This is a genomic window from Providencia sp. wls1922, assembly GCF_009706505.1.
Lineage (GTDB): Bacteria > Pseudomonadota > Gammaproteobacteria > Enterobacterales > Enterobacteriaceae > Providencia > Providencia lanzhouensis.
Genome location: NZ_WLUG01000051.1, coordinates 1 through 15,685 on the forward strand (window position 1 = coordinate 1; position 15,685 = coordinate 15,685).

General features: G+C 43.4%; 15 protein-coding genes. 6 read left to right on the forward strand and 9 right to left on the reverse strand.

What is annotated here, in order from left to right; genetic code table 11:
• The coding region (locus GKR71_RS03945) for a flavin monoamine oxidase family protein (RefSeq protein WP_195848959.1) at positions 1-572 on the forward strand (572 nt) is incomplete at its 5' end.
• A gap of 22 nt (positions 573-594) precedes the next feature.
• On the opposite strand, the gene GKR71_RS03950 is transcribed toward GKR71_RS03945, so the two are convergent.
• The 4 genes from GKR71_RS03950 to zipA all read right to left on the reverse strand — a co-directional run bounded on the left by GKR71_RS03950 (position 595) and on the right by zipA (position 5,444).
• Positions 595-810 carry a DUF3820 family protein gene (locus tag GKR71_RS03950; protein WP_108478551.1) on the reverse strand — a complete coding sequence of 72 codons (216 nt, stop codon included), beginning with the start codon at positions 808-810 and terminating at the stop codon, positions 595-597.
• A gap of 81 nt (positions 811-891) precedes the next feature.
• On the reverse strand, positions 892-2,076 hold the full coding sequence (locus GKR71_RS03955; RefSeq protein ID WP_036949543.1) for a NupC/NupG family nucleoside CNT transporter: 1,185 nt from the start codon (positions 2,074-2,076) through the stop codon (positions 892-894).
• A gap of 242 nt (positions 2,077-2,318) precedes the next feature.
• The gene (gene ligA / locus GKR71_RS03960) at positions 2,319-4,355 is read right to left on the reverse strand and encodes an NAD-dependent DNA ligase LigA (RefSeq protein ID WP_154609819.1); all 2,037 of its coding nucleotides are present in this window, start codon (positions 4,353-4,355) and stop codon (positions 2,319-2,321) included.
• A gap of 45 nt (positions 4,356-4,400) precedes the next feature.
• Positions 4,401-5,444: a cell division protein ZipA gene (gene zipA / locus GKR71_RS03965; protein WP_036949539.1), complete on the reverse strand. Its 1,044-nt coding sequence runs from the start codon at positions 5,442-5,444 to the stop codon at positions 4,401-4,403.
• A gap of 219 nt (positions 5,445-5,663) precedes the next feature.
• On the opposite strand from zipA, the gene cysZ reads away from it, so the two are divergent.
• The 5 genes from cysZ (at position 5,664) to crr (ending at position 10,675) form a co-directional block, all read left to right on the forward strand.
• A complete protein-coding gene (gene cysZ, locus GKR71_RS03970) occupies positions 5,664-6,428 on the forward strand; it encodes a sulfate transporter CysZ (protein WP_154633962.1) in 765 nt (254 codons plus the stop codon).
• A 255-nt stretch (positions 6,429-6,683) separates the two neighbouring features.
• Positions 6,684-7,640 carry a cysteine synthase A gene (gene cysK / locus GKR71_RS03975; protein ID WP_036949535.1) on the forward strand — a complete coding sequence of 319 codons (957 nt, stop codon included), beginning with the start codon at positions 6,684-6,686 and terminating at the stop codon, positions 7,638-7,640.
• A 355-nt stretch (positions 7,641-7,995) separates the two neighbouring features.
• Positions 7,996-8,253: a phosphocarrier protein Hpr gene (gene ptsH / locus GKR71_RS03980; protein WP_006658608.1), complete on the forward strand. Its 258-nt coding sequence runs from the start codon at positions 7,996-7,998 to the stop codon at positions 8,251-8,253.
• A 136-nt stretch (positions 8,254-8,389) separates the two neighbouring features.
• Positions 8,390-10,117, forward strand: a complete 1,728-nt coding sequence (gene ptsI, locus GKR71_RS03985; protein WP_036949533.1) for a phosphoenolpyruvate-protein phosphotransferase PtsI — start codon at positions 8,390-8,392, stop codon at positions 10,115-10,117.
• Between the two features lie 48 nt (positions 10,118-10,165).
• Complete coding sequence (gene crr / locus GKR71_RS03990; protein WP_154633963.1) at positions 10,166-10,675, forward strand: PTS glucose transporter subunit IIA; 510 nt, start codon at positions 10,166-10,168, stop codon at positions 10,673-10,675.
• Between the two features lie 106 nt (positions 10,676-10,781).
• On the opposite strand, the gene cysM is transcribed toward crr, so the two are convergent.
• The 5 genes from cysM to GKR71_RS04015 form a co-directional block, all read right to left on the reverse strand.
• The gene (gene cysM / locus GKR71_RS03995) at positions 10,782-11,666 is read right to left on the reverse strand and encodes a cysteine synthase CysM (RefSeq protein WP_108478548.1); all 885 of its coding nucleotides are present in this window, start codon (positions 11,664-11,666) and stop codon (positions 10,782-10,784) included.
• Positions 11,667-11,747: 81 nt separating this feature from the next.
• Positions 11,748-12,836, reverse strand: coding sequence for a sulfate/thiosulfate ABC transporter ATP-binding protein CysA (gene cysA / locus GKR71_RS04000; RefSeq protein ID WP_036949529.1), 1,089 nt, complete (start codon positions 12,834-12,836; stop codon positions 11,748-11,750).
• A gap of 2 nt (positions 12,837-12,838) precedes the next feature.
• On the reverse strand, positions 12,839-13,699 hold the full coding sequence (gene cysW, locus GKR71_RS04005) for a sulfate/thiosulfate ABC transporter permease CysW (RefSeq protein ID WP_036949527.1): 861 nt from the start codon (positions 13,697-13,699) through the stop codon (positions 12,839-12,841).
• On the reverse strand, positions 13,699-14,529 hold the full coding sequence (cysT, locus tag GKR71_RS04010; protein ID WP_036949525.1) for a sulfate/thiosulfate ABC transporter permease CysT: 831 nt from the start codon (positions 14,527-14,529) through the stop codon (positions 13,699-13,701). Before cysT ends, cysW begins: the two co-directional genes overlap by 1 nt.
• The gene (locus tag GKR71_RS04015) at positions 14,529-15,551 is read right to left on the reverse strand and encodes a sulfate ABC transporter substrate-binding protein (RefSeq protein WP_036949523.1); all 1,023 of its coding nucleotides are present in this window, start codon (positions 15,549-15,551) and stop codon (positions 14,529-14,531) included. Before GKR71_RS04015 ends, cysT begins: the two co-directional genes overlap by 1 nt.
• Between the last annotated feature and the right edge of the window lie 134 nt (positions 15,552-15,685).

Consider the following 15,685-nt stretch of genomic DNA (forward strand, 5'->3'; position numbering starts at 1 on the left):
CGCTAGGGGTGTTGAAGAAAAACAAAATTCATTTTACGCCTGCACTGCCTGAAAAAACTCAAGAAGCTATTCATCAGTTAGGTTTCGGTGTATTCAACAAGTTATTTGTCACCTTTGAACAGGCTTTTTGGCGTAAAAATTCACTCAACAACGTCAATAGTATGTATATTCATGAGTCTGATTATTGGCTAAATTTTATGGATGTAAGCGCGATTTACCAAAAACCAACGTTGCTGTTTTTATTTGGTGGGTTGTCCGCAAAATGGCTTGAAGAGTGTGATGAATACGCCGCATGGCATGAACTGCAACAATCGCTCAGTAAGGTATTTGATAATGTACCCGCACCTATACAGCTGATAAAAACCGAGTGGGAAAAAGATATTTACGCTTATGGCTCGTTTAGCTACCCCGCACCTAACTATTCAGCGGATCAAATTGCCCAATTAAAACAGCCTATTGATAACAAAGTTTTCTTTGCAGGAGAACATTTAGCACTATCAGGAGCTGGTACCGTACACGGTGCTTATCAATCGGGTATAGATGCCGCCAACAGCCTGCTTAATACGCTTTAATTATCGATTAAGCCTCTAACCCTTACTTTCGTTTTAGGGGCTTAACAATGCTATCTAGCCCTTCTATCTTCAGCCCAAGAGTTATCTCCATCAATTCCCCTAATCGCCCTGCAGGAAACTCCCCTTTTTTATAAAACCACAGCAAGTATTCCTCAGGAAGATCAATCAGGACACAACCTTTATATTTACCAAATGGCATCGATGTATTGGCTATATCGAGTAAGTCTTGTTTTTCCATTTATCCGCTCTTGTTTTAGATATAAAAAAAACGGCATTCACTGAATGCCGTTTCTCACTGTAACACTTTTTATCGTAATGACTACAGGATTAATCCAACCACCGCAGCAGATAAGAAGCTTACCAGCGTTGAACCGTACAGTAATTTCAGACCAAAACGTGCAACGGTATTACCTTGTTTTTCATCTAACCCTTTAATAGCACCAGCAATAATACCGATGGAAGAGAAGTTAGCGAATGACACTAAGAATACAGATAAGATACCCACAGAGCGGTCAGATAAACCCGATGCTACGGCTTTTAAGCCATCCATTGCCACGAATTCGTTGGTCACCATTTTCACTGCCATGATACCGCCAACTTGTAACGCTTCATTCGCAGGGATACCTAACATCCAAGCAAATGGATAGAACACATAGCCCAGCATAGTTTGGAAGCTAACATTGAAAATAGCAGAGCAGATTCCGTTAACCATCGCAATCAGGGCGATAAAACCAATCAGCATCGCAGAAACGATAATCGCAACTTTAAACCCAGCAAGAATATATTCACCCAGCATTTCGAAGAAGCTTTGACCTTCATGCAGGCTGCGCATTTGGATCTCTTTTTCCCCTTCTGGTGGGTACGGGTTGATCAGCGATAACACCACGAATGTACCAAACATGTTTAAGACCAAAGCGGCAACCACATATTTTGGATCTAACATGGTCATGTATGCACCCACGATGGACATTGAAACGGTAGACATCGCCGTTGCCGCCATGGTGTACATTCTTCTTTCTGACATGCTGCCTAATTGGTCTTTATAGGCAATAAAGTTTTCTGACTGACCCAACAGTAATGAACTTACTGCGTTGAATGACTCAAGTTTACCCATGCCGTTTACTTTCGACAGCACCGTACCGATGATGCGGATAACGAAAGGCAGGACTTTAATGTGCTGTAAAATACCAATCAGTGCAGAGATAAAGATAATTGGACACAATACTTGTAGGAAGAAGAATGCTAAGTTGCCTTCAATCATTCCGCCAAAGATAAATTTGGTCCCTTCTGCCGCATAACCCAATAAATGGGTAAATACGCCAGCAACACCAAGAACGAAAGACTCACCGATACCTGATTTTAAGAACAGGTAAGCGAGTGCAATTTGGATCACAAGTAATTGAATAACATAGCGAGGGCGGATCCCTCTACGGTTACTACTCGCTAAAATAGCGAGAGCGCCGATGATGACGATGGATAAAATAAAGTGCAGGATCGAGGTCATATTTGACTCCAACAAAGTTACGAATCAGTCTATGCGCATATTCTATGTAATAGACAACATTTAAATGAGATTAACGTCACATTAATATGAAAACTGACTCAGCCTATCTTTCAAAAGTCACGACCAGATCACGTTTCATGAGTAACACATTAATAACAACTGTAAAAATGTTAGCCAGAAAATAAGAAATGCCATTATCACGACGGACGATAATGGCATTGCGCATTAAATATAGGTCACGATTAGATATTCAGCAAACGAATTAATTCTTCTTCATCAATGACTTTTATCCCCAATTCTGTCGCTTTCGCTAACTTTGAACCCGCCGCTTCACCGGCAATCACCAAGTCAGTTTTTTTCGATACACTACCCGCGACTTTCGCGCCTAAGGCAATCAATCTATCCTTAGCTTCATCGCGAGAAAGCGTTGACATCGATCCAGTAAGTACGATTGTTTTTCCAGCAAATGGGCTATCGATGTCAGCACTGTTAATCACTTTCACTTCAGGCCAGTGGATGTTCGCGATGGTCAGTAAATCATGAATAACTTGGCGATTGTGCTCTTCGCGGAAGAAATGCACCACATGTTTTGCCACCACTTCACCAATATCTTGAACGGTTTTCAGTGATTCTTCATCCGCCGCCATCACCGCATCTAATGATGCATAATGTGCTGCGAGGTTCGCCGCTGTCGCCTCACCCACTTCACGGATCCCTAATGCATAGATAAAGCGAGCCAGTGTCGTTTGTTTGGATTTTTCGAGCGCATCAATGAGTTTTTGTGCAGATTTCGGTCCCATTCGTTCTAGGCCGGTTAATTTACCCGCTGATAATTGATAGAGCTGCGCCGCATTTTTCACATATTCCGCGTCGACCAGCTGCTCAATAATTTTATCCCCCATCCCATCGACATCCATCGCACGGCGAGAAACAAAGTGTTTCAGTGATTCTTTTAATTGAGCGCCACAGGTTAACCCACCTGTACAGCGAGCCACCGCTTCCCCTTCGATACGCTCAATATCTGAATTACAGACTGGGCAATGGGTTGGGAACAGAATTTCACGACTATCCGCAGGGCGTTTATCCAGCACGACACTCACGATTTGAGGAATAACATCCCCTGCTCGGCGGATCACGACAGTATCCCCAATGCGAACACCCAAACGGTCAATTTCATCCGCGTTATGGAGTGTGGCATTACTCACCACAACACCCGCAACTTGCACTGGCTCTAATCGAGCCACGGGCGTAATCGCCCCTGTGCGCCCCACTTGGAACTCGACATCTTTTAGTAATGTGATTTGCTCTTGAGCTGGGAATTTAAACGCCGTTGCCCAGCGTGGTGCCCGGGAAACAAAACCTAATTCTTCTTGAGTGGCAATATCATTCACTTTAATCACGACACCATCGATATCAAAACCGAGCGTCGGGCGAATTTTTTCAACATGGTGATAGAAATCGAGCACTTGCTGGCAACCAACACGTAGCTGTACATGCTCACTCACTGGCAGCCCCCACGCTTTAAATTGCATCAAGCGCTCGTAATGGGTATCTGGCAATGTTTTGCCTTCCACCAGCCCTACACCATAGCAGTAGAAGGTTAATGGGCGTTTAGCTGTAATACGCGGGTCTAACTGGCGAAGGGAACCCGCCGCCGCATTGCGTGGGTTAGCAAAAATCTTACCATCCGTTTTACGCGCTTCTTCGTTCATGGCCTCAAAGCCTTTTTGAGGCATAAAAACTTCACCACGAATTTCAACACGGGCAGGAATATTATCCCCCCGTAAACGCAGCGGAATCGCTTTGATCGTGCGTACGTTAGCCGTGATATTTTCACCAACAGTACCATCACCACGGGTAGCTGCTTGAACTAACTCACCATTTTCATACAGCAAGCTGACGGCTAAACCATCTAATTTGAGTTCGCAGCAAAATGTTAATTCAGTGTGGTTATGCAGTCGGTCTTTCACGCGTTTATCAAATGCGAGATAGCTTTCTTCATCAAACACGTTATCTAAAGAGAGCATGGGAATTTCATGGCGAACTGTATCGAATGCAGCTAATGGTGCTGCACCCACACGCTGGGTTGGAGAATCTGTGGTGATCAGTTCTGGATGCTGCGCTTCCAGGCTTTTAAGTTCCTGCATCAGTTTGTCATATTCCACATCAGGAATTTCTGGCGCATCCATAACATGATAGAGGTATTCGTGATGGCGCAATTGTTGTTTTAGCGCGTCTATTTTTTGCGTGAGTGCGTCTGGGATTTGTTTCGTCGTCATGTTTCACCAATAGATATAAAAAACCCCCTGAGTCGGGGGTTTTAATTAACTTAATGTATTTCGAATTCTTGCATGATACACCTCTATTTTTTGAGGTGTCAGTATTTTTCGTTCATCATCCAACACAACACCACCTGCATCTGATGCAATACGTTGTGCCGCTTGGAGCATTAATTTAAAGTTCTGGCTAGCTTCACCATAAGACGGCACCATCATAAAGATAGAGACGCCCGGTGTGGTGAAATCAGACATAGCTTCTGGGTCAAATGATCCTGGTTTCACCATGTTTGCCAGACTAAATAATACTGGACCAGATCCCGCTGGATGAACGTGACGGTGGAAGATATTCATGGCACCGAACTGGAAGCCCGCTTGAAGAATACTTTGCAGTAATGCTTCACCTTCAAGAACCTGCCCGTGATGCGCTGCAACATGCAGTACCAGAACAATTTCTTTTTCACTTGCAACTGCCGCTTTTTCTACTGATGCACTTGGTGCTTCATGCTCTACTTCACTATGAGGTTGAGCCACAGGTTGTACCGCTTCTTGATGAGCAGAGACTTGTGGTACAGACTCTGGCTGTGCAGAAACATGGATTTTCGGCTCTGTATGAATGCGTACAGGTTCTGAAACATGCTCTTGTAAATCAGCTTCATCTGCCATATTAATCGTCAATTGCTCAGGGGCATGGCGATTATCAACATGTGGAGCAAACACAGGCTCAGAAGCTGTTGGTTTAACTGGCTTTGAAGCAGGCTGTGGTGAGTGCTCCGCAGTTAAATTAAACTCAGGCTCAGCGTCACGTTGAATTGTATGGGGTTGAGAGACAGGCTCAGCACGCGGCTCCTCTTTCACCATATAGATAGGCTGATCTTCAACAGCGGCTTTTTGTACCGGTTGATTTTCAGTAAACAGAGCAGAATCATCATATTCTGATGAACTTTCCTGCGTGTCATTCTTTCTACGTTTTACAGGTCTGTCGCGAAATAACTTAGAGCGCTCTTTACGGCTGGTCCATAAACCATGCAGTAATAAAGCGACAATGGCTATCGCACCTACGACCACTAATATTAGACGCAAATCCTGCATCGCTGCTATCTCTAGTTGATGAATAATGATGCCATCACGGCGGAAACTACCTTAAGATTATTTCTCAATTGCTCTAAGTGCAACCCTCAGAACGATTTTCTTACAAGAAAGAGAATATTCCGCCTTCGTTTGCTGCTTTTTTAAACAAAATTATCACTAGTCAGTGTAATTTCATACCTATATGATACATGCTCACCCGCAAAGGAGATAATAAGAAGTATGACCCAATCGACATTTTCGCCACAAAAAAATCACTCTGGTTTTTATTACTTTTCACAAGGGTGGCGACTAATCACTCGTCCTGGCATTAAGCGTTTTGTTATTTTACCCCTATTAGCAAACATTCTGCTGCTTGGTGGCGCTTTTTGGTGGTTATACAGCAAGCTTGGCGGATGGATTGAGCAGGTTATGAGCTACATCCCTAGCTGGCTACAATGGCTTGACTATCTGATTTGGCCTGTTGCCGTCATTTCTATCTTACTGATTTTCAGCTATTTCTTTAGCACGATTGCCAACATCATCGCGGCTCCGTTTAACGGCTGGCTATCAGAGCATTTAGAAGCTGAATTGACCGGTAAGCCTGCACCTGATACGGGAATGGCAGAATTGCTAAAAGATGTACCGCGCATGATTAAACGCGAATTTGTGCGAATTGCTTACTATTTGCCACGAGCCATCGTGTTATTGGTGCTGTTCTTTATTCCCGGTATTGGACAAACTGTTGCACCCGTTTTATGGTTCCTGTTCGGCGCTTGGATGATGTCTATTCAATATTGCGATTACCCATTTGATAACCATCGAGTTGGGTTTAACGACATGAAGCAAGCACTCTCAAAAGACCGAGTGAATAATGTTCAATTTGGTGGTGCCGTCAGCTTATTAATGATGATCCCAATTTTGAATTTAGTCATCATGCCGGTTGCAGTTTGTGGCGCAACCTTAATGTGGATTGACCGTTATCGCGCTCGTTATGCTCGCTATTAGCCCTCATCAAAACTAACGCTTTCTAGGGATATGCAGGTACCTATCTGCATATCCTTCTCCACTGCTCCTACTCTCAAATTCGCCCGATATCAAACATTCCATCTTAGTTATAATAATGCAATTTTAAATAACCCATGGTTATATTCTAGCGTTAAATCATATTTGCAATAATCAGATGTTCGAGTATGTTGAATTCATATTCAATTTTGAAAACACACCTAATTCTTGGCTAACCGTTAATTTTAAGGATGTCCCATGAGCAAAATTTATGAAGATAATTCGTTGACCATTGGAAATACTCCATTAGTGCGTTTACAGCATTTTGGCAACGGTAATATTTTGGCAAAAGTGGAATCTCGTAACCCAAGCTTCAGCGTGAAATGCCGTGTGGGCGCGAACATGATTTGGGATGCAGAGAAAAAAGGCATCCTGACAAAAGATAAAGAACTGGTTGAGCCAACAAGCGGAAATACGGGGATTGCCCTCGCTTACGTGGCCGCGGCTCGTGGTTATAAACTAACGCTGACCATGCCAGAAACCATGAGCGTAGAACGCCGTAAACTTCTAAAAGCCCTTGGCGCTAATTTAATCCTGACTGAAGGCGCCAAAGGTATGAAAGGCGCTATTGCGAAAGCGGAAGAAATCGTCAACAGCAACCCAAGTAAGTATCTGCTATTACAGCAATTTAGTAACCCAGCCAACCCAGCCATTCACGAGAAAACGACCGGGCCTGAAATATGGAATGATACTGATGGCAACGTGGATGTCGTTGTTTCTGGTGTTGGAACTGGCGGGACTATCACAGGTATTGGACGCTATTTAAAGCAGACAAAAGGGAAAAAAGATGTGGTGATGGTTGCCGTTGAACCCGCAACTTCCCCAGTAATCACTCAAGCTCTTGCGGGTGAAGAAATTAAGCCGGGCCCCCATAAAATCCAAGGAATCGGTGCTGGTTTTATCCCTGGCAACTTAGACCTTTCTATTATTGATAAAGTCCTGCAAATTACTGATGACGAAGCAATTTCAACCGCTCGTGAGTTAATGGAAAAAGAAGGTATTCTGGCGGGTATTTCTTCGGGTGCTGCGATTGCGGCAGCCGCTAAACTTGCTGCACTACCAGAATATAAAGACAAAAATATTGTGGTCATTCTTCCATCTTCAGGAGAGCGTTACTTATCCACCGCACTGTTTGCAGATATTAATGCCGAATAATGATTGTTAGGTTAACATTACGTTAAAAAAGCACCAATTAGGTGCTTTTTTTGTGGGTGAGATCATAGATTAGCACGGATTGGGATGATTTATTATCCGGCATTTAGTATTAAACATAGTAATTATTTCACACCTCGAAATTAATCATTTTTTAGTCACTCATCTATTGAATGGCAAAATACCCACTAAAAGCGTTGTGTGAAATTTAAGCTAAATAAATGATAATTTGGTTGATACCAAACAAAGTAGAAAACCAAATGAATCGTTGATAATCTAAATTATACGCATGCTCAGCATATTTCATCTACAATAGGCTGTGTCATCATAAAAATCTTAAAATCACTGAGGAAATATTATGTTCCAGCAAGAAGTTACTATTACAGCACCTAACGGTTTACATACTCGTCCTGCGGCTCAATTCGTTAAAGAAGCAAAAGCGTTCACTTCAGACATTACTCTGAGTTCAGGCGGCAAGTCAGCTAGCGCAAAAAGCCTGTTCAAACTACAAACATTAGGTTTAACCCAAGGCACCGTAGTCACCATTTCTGCTGAAGGTGAAGATGAGCAACAAGCAGTTGAATTTTTAGTTAAACTGATGGGCGAATTAGAATAACGTTTCACTTTGCCATCTTGTTTTAACGTAATAATTCCCTGTCCCTGAATAATTTATTCGGGGACACCTGCTTAATCACTTATATCTACTGTTGTCTCTGCAACATCAAATCTCCTATCAGTAGTAAGGTAATATTATGATTTCAGGAATTTTAGTATCCCCAGGTTTTGCTTTTGGTCAGGCTCTCATCCTCAAAGAAGATCCTATTGTTGTCAGCACCCGTAAAATCACTGACGAGCAAATTGATAAAGAGATCCAAAACTTCATTGATGGACGTAACAAATCAGCTGAGCAGCTTAGCCTTATCAAAGATAAAGCAGAAAAAAATCTTGGTGCGGAAAAAGCTGAGATTTTTGAAGGTCATATCATGCTGCTGGAAGATGAAGAATTAGAGCAAGAAATTATTTCTCTCATCAAAGGCGATAAAAAAACCGCGGATGCGGCGGTTTACTCAGTCATTGAAGACCAAGCTCAAGCATTAGAAGCATTAGATGACGAATATCTGAAAGAGCGTGCCGCTGACGTACGTGACATTGGTAAACGCCTGCTCAGAAATATTCTTAATATGCCGATTGTCGATTTAAGCGCAATCACCGAAGAAGTTATTTTAGTTGCCCCTGATTTAACTCCATCCGAAACTGCTCAGTTAAACTTAGACAAAGTATTAGGTTTTATCACTGACCTCGGTGGTCGTACTTCCCATACCTCTATCATGGCTCGTTCACTGGAAATTCCTGCGATTGTCGGTACCACCGATGCGACCAGCAAAGTGAAAAGCGGTGATTTTATTGTATTAGATGGCGTGAACAACACCATTTACCTCAATCCATCTGAAAGCGAAATTGATAAGCTGAAAGCCTTCAGAAATGAATACCTACAAGAAAAAGAAGAGCTGGCGAAATTAAAAGATTTACCAGCAATGACCTTAGACGGTCATCAAGTTGAAGTCTGTGCAAACATCGGTACTGTGCGTGATGTCGCAGGTGCTGAGCGTAATGGCGCAGAAGGTGTGGGTCTATACCGCACTGAATTCTTATTCATGGACAGAGACGCTCTGCCAACAGAAGAAGAGCAATTCCAAGCGTATAAAGCTGTAGCAGAAGCCATGGGCAGCCAAGCAGTGATTGTACGTACAATGGATATTGGTGGTGATAAAGACTTACCTTACATGAACTTACCGAAGGAAGAGAACCCATTCCTTGGCTGGCGTGCAATTCGTATTTGTCTTGACCGCAAAGAAATTCTACACTCTCAATTAAGAGCTATTTTAAGGGCGTCTAAATTTGGTAAACTGCGTATCATGTTCCCGATGGTTATTTCTGTCGAAGAAGTTCGAGAACTGAAAGCAGAACTTGAGATGCTTAAAGAGCAGCTACGAGAAGAAGGCAAAGCCTTTGATGAAGCGATTGAAGTCGGTATTATGGTGGAAACGCCAGCTGCGGCAGTCATTGCACATCATTTGGCGAAGGAAGTTGATTTCTTTAGTATTGGGACGAATGATCTCACTCAATACACTTTAGCGGTTGACCGTGGTAATGAGCTGATTTCACACCTTTATAATCCGATGTCTCCAGCCGTCTTGAACTTGATTAAACAAGTGATTGACGCTTCTCACGCGGAAGGTAAATGGACGGGTATGTGTGGTGAATTAGCAGGTGATGAACGTGCGACCTTATTGCTGTTAGGCATGGGGCTGGACGAATTTAGTATGAGCGCAATCTCAATTCCTCGTATCAAAAAGCTTATTCGTAATGCGAATTTTGCAGATACTCAAGCGCTAGCGGAACAAGCACTTGCTCAACCAACAGCCGATGAATTGATGAAACTTGTCGATACCTTTATCCAAGAAAAAACGTTATGCTAACAGCAGCACATTAGTTCGGTCCCATATAAAACGATTAGGAGAAGGTCCATGGGTCTGTTTGACAAACTGAAATCACTAGTTTCGGAAGACAAGAGTAGCAGTGGCAATATTGAAATCATCGCGCCATTATCAGGCGAGATAGTCAATATTGAAGATGTACCAGACGTTGTGTTCGCAGAAAAAATTGTTGGTGACGGTATTGCTATCAAGCCTTCTGGCAACAAAATTGTGGCTCCGGTTGATGGTACAATCGGTAAAATTTTTGAAACTAACCATGCGTTTTCTATTGAATCTAATGATGGTATCGAACTGTTTGTTCACTTCGGTATTGATACTGTTGAACTCAAAGGCGAAGGCTTTAAACGTATCGCAGAAGAAGGTCAATCTGTGAAAAAAGGCGACGTTGTCATTGAGTTTGACTTAGCCCTGTTAGAAGAAAAAGCAAAATCAGTTCTGACTCCAGTTGTTATTTCAAATATGGACGAGATCAAAGAGCTGAATAAATTAAGCGGTACCGTGACTGTGGGTGAAACAGTCATTATGCGTATTAAGAAATAATTGCGCTAAACCTTAAAAAGCAGCTTAATAACAAACCACCAGCGACATTTTTGCCCTGGTGGTTTTTTGTTGGGTTCTATTTTCTAGACGTTCTATCAACAAACGTTTATTTATCAAAAACACCTGTCGACAAATAGCGGTCACCACGATCACAAATAATCGCCACAATCACGGCATGAGGGTTCTCTTTTGCTACTCGTAACGCACCCGCTACCGCACCACCTGAACTTACACCACAAAAAATACCTTCACGTTTTGCTAAAGCGCGCATCGTGTCTTCAGCTTCTTGCTGATTAATATCGAGTACAGTATCCACTAATTCGCTGTCAAAAATCCCCGGTAAATATTCTGGAGACCAACGGCGAATCCCTGGGATTTGGCTCTTTTCAGCGGGTTGTAAGCCCACAATTTCCACATCTTGTGATTGGCTTTTTAAGTAACGACTCACGCCAGTGATGGTGCCTGTTGTCCCCATACTAGACACAAAATGGGTAATTCGCCCTGCTGTTTGTTGCCAGATCTCGGGTCCTGTAGTTTTAAAATGGGCTAAAGGATTATCAGGGTTATTAAATTGGTCTAAAACCTTCCCTTCGCCTCGCTTTGCCATCTCTTGAGCTAAGTCCCTCGCCCCTTCCATTCCTACTGTCGTACTCACTAAAATAAGTTCTGCACCATAAGCTTGCATAGACGCTTTACGCTCTTGGCTCATGTTATCCGGCATTAACAGCTTCAGTTTGTAACCTTTCACCGCAGCAATCATCGCTAAAGCGATCCCTGTATTGCCACTGGTGGCTTCAATAAGCGTATCTCCCGGTTTGATCTCCCCGCGTTTTTCGGCTTCGTTGATCATCGAAAATGCCGCTCTATCTTTTACTGAACCGGCAGGGTTATTTCCTTCAAGCTTTACCCAGATTTCAGCATCCAAACCTTCCGTTAGACGTTGCAAGCGAACCAACGGCGTATGACCAATAAACTGTTCCAACGTTGACACTGTGTTTTTCCTTATAATAATTTTTTATTGATTGATAATATAATTAACAATTAATTCTAAAATCAATCATCCCTTATTAATCTACGCGCTTTTAGCTAGAGAGGGGAAAAATAATGGCTCTTTACCCTGATAAATTTGTGTTTGTTGGCTGCCGAGGTAGTAATTTTCGCCCCTTGTAGGAACAGTACGCGCATCCTGCCATACTACGGACAAGGTTTCCTCACTCCAACCTAAAGGTTGCACCGTTAATTGCCAAAAATGGCCGCGAGGGCCTGATTCAATGATCCTTACTGGCAATTGGTGTTGTTCATCCCTTTCTTTCTGCAAACGAATATCCCAAGGGCGAATAAATACATCGACCTCCCCTTGCTGAGCACTAACCTGCGCGAGTGGGAAGGTAAAGTTCGCTATCTGCAACTGTGAACCGCGGATCTGTCCAGGGATTTTGTTAACCTCCCCCATGAATTCAAGCACAAAACGCGTTTCCGGTGATTGCCAAATTTCATTTGGAGTACCGACTTGTTCAATATGCCCTTGGCTCATCACGACTATGCGATCTGCAACTTCCATCGCTTCCTCTTGGTCATGAGTCACGAATACACTCGTGAATTTCAACTCTTCATGAAGCTGACGCAACCAACGACGTAATTCAATACGCACTTGCGCGTCTAGTGCACCAAACGGTTCGTCTAACAGCAAAATTTGCGGCTCTACCGCTAATGCTCTTGCCAATGCTACCCGCTGTTTTTGTCCACCAGAAAGCTGAGAAGGAAAACGCTCAGCCAAATGGGCTAATTGCACCATCTCAAGCAGCGCCATTGCTTTTTGCTTAATCGCTGCTTTTGAGGGTCGCTGTTTTCGAGGTAATACCGTCAAACCAAACGCCACATTCTCGAATACCGTCATATGGCGAAATAGCGCATAATGCTGGAAAACGAAACCGACATGCCTATCTTTCGCATGGACTTGGCTTACATCTTGACCATGGAAACGTAACGAACCGTGGCTTTGTTGCTCTAGCCCCGCAATAATCCGCAACAAGGTGGTTTTCCCAGAGCCAGATGGCCCCAACAATGCCACCATTTCCCCTGAGCCGATATCCAATGAAATATTGTTCAGCACTGATGTTTTACCAAACAATTTACCAACATGATTAATTTCAATACTCATAATTAATGGACTCCTGACTCAGTTTGCTGCCGGCTTAAATGCCATTGCAAAGCACTTTTCACAATCAAGGTAATAATCGCTAATAACGCTAAAATAGCCGCAGCCGTGAACGCACCTACCGTATTGTAATCTTGATGAAGCAACTCAACTTGCAGAGGCAATGTGTAAGTTTCACCACGAATAGCGCCCGATACCACAGACACCGCACCAAATTCGCCAATGGCACGCGCATTGGTTAATACCACGCCATAAAGCAGCGCCCAGCGAATATTTGGCAGAGTGACTCGCCAAAACATTTTCCAACCTGACGCACCCAATAATGTTGCTGCTTCGTCCTCTTGGCTTCCCTGACTTAGCATCAATGGCACTAGCTCCCTGACGACAAATGGGCATGTCACAAAAATAGTCACTAACGCCATTCCCGGCCATGAAAACATCACCTGAATATCAAAGCCTTCTAACCAGCCACCAAACCAACTATTCGAACCGTAAAAGAGTAAATAGAGTAGCCCTGCCACGACCGGCGAAACCGCAAAAGGAATATCAACTAAGGTCAATAACAACTGGCGCCCTGGAAACTGAAAACGCGTCACCAACCACGCCAACATCACGCCAAAAACCAAGTTAACAGGCACTGTGATCAACGCGATAAGAATCGTTAACCCGATGGCATGGAGCATGTCTGGGTTGCTTAAGTTGACGAGTACTTCACCTAATCCCTTCTCAAATGCCGTGATAAAAATCCAGATAATTGGCACCACCAGCAGCAATACCGAGAAAAATAGCCCAATTCCAATGAGTGCCCATTTTCCCCAGTTGATATTTCTGCGTTGAGTGACTGGAAATGGTGTGACTTGTCCCATTAATGCCCTCCTAAGCGTTTACCAAAGCGGCTTTGGATTACATTCACCGTGAATAAAAGAAGCAGTGATACCGCTAAAATTACCGAGGCAATCGCACTAGCGGCAGGGTAATCAAACTGCTGCAATTGGCTGAAAATCATTAAGGAGACCACCTCCGTTTGCCACGCAATGTTTCCGGCGATAAAAATAATCGCCCCAAATTCACCAAGGCTGCGTGTAAAAGATAAAACGGTTCCCGCTATTAGTGCAGGAGAAACTTCAGGTAATACAACACGGCGGAACGTTTGCCAGCGTGTTGCACCTAGCGTTTGTGCAGCTTCTTCGTATTCAGGCCCTAACTCTTCCAGTACAGGCTGAACCGTTCTGACCACAAAAGGAATGCTGGTAAAAGCCATCGCGACGGCGATACCTAACCAAGTATTTACCACTTTGATATCGAACTGATGCAGATACTGTCCATACCAGCCCGATGTGGCAAATAAGGTCGCAAGAGTCAGCCCAGCGACCGCCGTAGGAAGCGCGAAAGGTAAATCCACCAATCCATCTAGGAACAAGCGACCAGGAAAGCGATAACGCGTTAAAATCCATGCCAGCAACATGCCAAAAACCGCATTAAATAGGCTTGCGACCAGAGCCGCCAATAAAGTTACTTTATAAGCAGCAACCACTTGAGGGTAACTGATCACAGCCCAATACTGCTGCCATGTCATATCGGAAAGCTGCACCACGAGAGCGCTTAAAGGCAATAACAAAATCAAACAGACGAAAAACAAGCTACTACCTAACGTCAGTCCGAAACCGGGTAAAAACCGCTTTCCTGATTTACGCATTAACGACGACCTTGTTCCATAAGTTGATCAAATTCCCCTCCCGTCGAAAAGTGGTCATTCATCACATTGTTCCAATTGCCAAATTGTGATTCCACCGTAAACAGCTGAGTTGACGGGAATTTGCTTTTATTCGCTTCCATCACCTGTTTGTCATTCACGCGGTAATTAAAGCGAGTAATAATATTTTGTGCCTCGGGGGTGTAGAGGTAATTTAAGTAGGCTTTTGCCGCTTTTTCTGTGCCATTTTTTTGCACATTTTTGTCAATCCACGCGACTGGGAATTCCGCCAAAATATCGACCGGAGGCACAATCACTTCGTAGTCTGATTCGCCATATTGGCTACGGATGTTATTCACTTCAGATTCAAAGCTAATTAAAACATCCCCTAACCCTCGCTCGATAAATGAGGTTGTTGCACCACGACCACCCGTATCAAACACTTCAACGTTTTTCAGGAATTGCTGCATTTTTTCACGCGTTTTTGGGCTATCTTTACCATTTTCTTGGTTAAATGCTCCCCATGCGGCAAGGTAGGTATAGCGACCATTTCCCGACGTTTTAGGGTTTGGAAACACCAGTTTCACGTCACTGCGTGCAAGGTCATCCCACGTTTTAATGCCTTTCGGATTGCCCTTACGAACTAAAAACGCCATTGTCGAATAATAAGGGGAGCTATTATTCGGTAAACGCGCTTGCCAATCTGCCGGGATTAATTGCCCTTTATCGTGGAGAATTTGCACATCAGTCACTTGGTTAAACGTCACCACATCCGCTTTTAGCCCTTGCAAAATGGCCAACGCTTGCTTCGATGAGCCCGCGTGAGACTGCTTGATTGTCAGTGGATCATTAGGGTTTTCCTGCGCCCACTGCTTTTCAAATTCAGGGTTTAACGCCGCAAATAGCTCTCTTGAAATATCATAGGAACTATTCAGTAATTCAGCCGCCGTCAGGGATGCGCTACTCATTAACGAAAACATCGCCAAACTCGCTAAGCCTGTATTTTTAAAAATTGATTTTTTCATATGATCCCTACTCGTGACTAAACCCAAACATAATCTAAAAAACAATGTATATGTTTTGGTTATAACTTTGTAGTTATCAATCATCTTTTGATATATCAAGTTGGAATAACAAAGAGGTTATAGCAATAAGCCAT

What these genes read in the sequence shown, in the direction of transcription:
- GKR71_RS03950 (WP_108478551.1), bottom strand. Translation starts at nt 810, where the DNA reads ATGGAAAAACAAGACTTACTCGATATAGCCAATACATCGATGCCATTT.
- GKR71_RS03955 (WP_036949543.1), bottom strand. Translation starts at nt 2,076, where the DNA reads ATGACCTCGATCCTGCACTTTATTTTATCCATCGTCATCATCGGCGCT.
- ligA (WP_154609819.1), bottom strand. Translation starts at nt 4,355, where the DNA reads ATGACGACGAAACAAATCCCAGACGCACTCACGCAAAAAATAGACGCG.
- zipA (WP_036949539.1), bottom strand. Translation starts at nt 5,444, where the DNA reads ATGCAGGATTTGCGTCTAATATTAGTGGTCGTAGGTGCGATAGCCATT.
- cysZ (WP_154633962.1), top strand. Translation starts at nt 5,664, where the DNA reads ATGACCCAATCGACATTTTCGCCACAAAAAAATCACTCTGGTTTTTAT.
- cysK (WP_036949535.1), top strand. Translation starts at nt 6,684, where the DNA reads ATGAGCAAAATTTATGAAGATAATTCGTTGACCATTGGAAATACTCCA.
- ptsH (WP_006658608.1), top strand. Translation starts at nt 7,996, where the DNA reads ATGTTCCAGCAAGAAGTTACTATTACAGCACCTAACGGTTTACATACT.
- ptsI (WP_036949533.1), top strand. Translation starts at nt 8,390, where the DNA reads ATGATTTCAGGAATTTTAGTATCCCCAGGTTTTGCTTTTGGTCAGGCT.
- crr (WP_154633963.1), top strand. Translation starts at nt 10,166, where the DNA reads ATGGGTCTGTTTGACAAACTGAAATCACTAGTTTCGGAAGACAAGAGT.
- cysA (WP_036949529.1), bottom strand. Translation starts at nt 12,836, where the DNA reads ATGAGTATTGAAATTAATCATGTTGGTAAATTGTTTGGTAAAACATCA.
- cysW (WP_036949527.1), bottom strand. Translation starts at nt 13,699, where the DNA reads ATGGGACAAGTCACACCATTTCCAGTCACTCAACGCAGAAATATCAAC.
- cysT (WP_036949525.1), bottom strand. Translation starts at nt 14,529, where the DNA reads ATGCGTAAATCAGGAAAGCGGTTTTTACCCGGTTTCGGACTGACGTTA.
- GKR71_RS04015 (WP_036949523.1), bottom strand. Translation starts at nt 15,551, where the DNA reads ATGAAAAAATCAATTTTTAAAAATACAGGCTTAGCGAGTTTGGCGATG.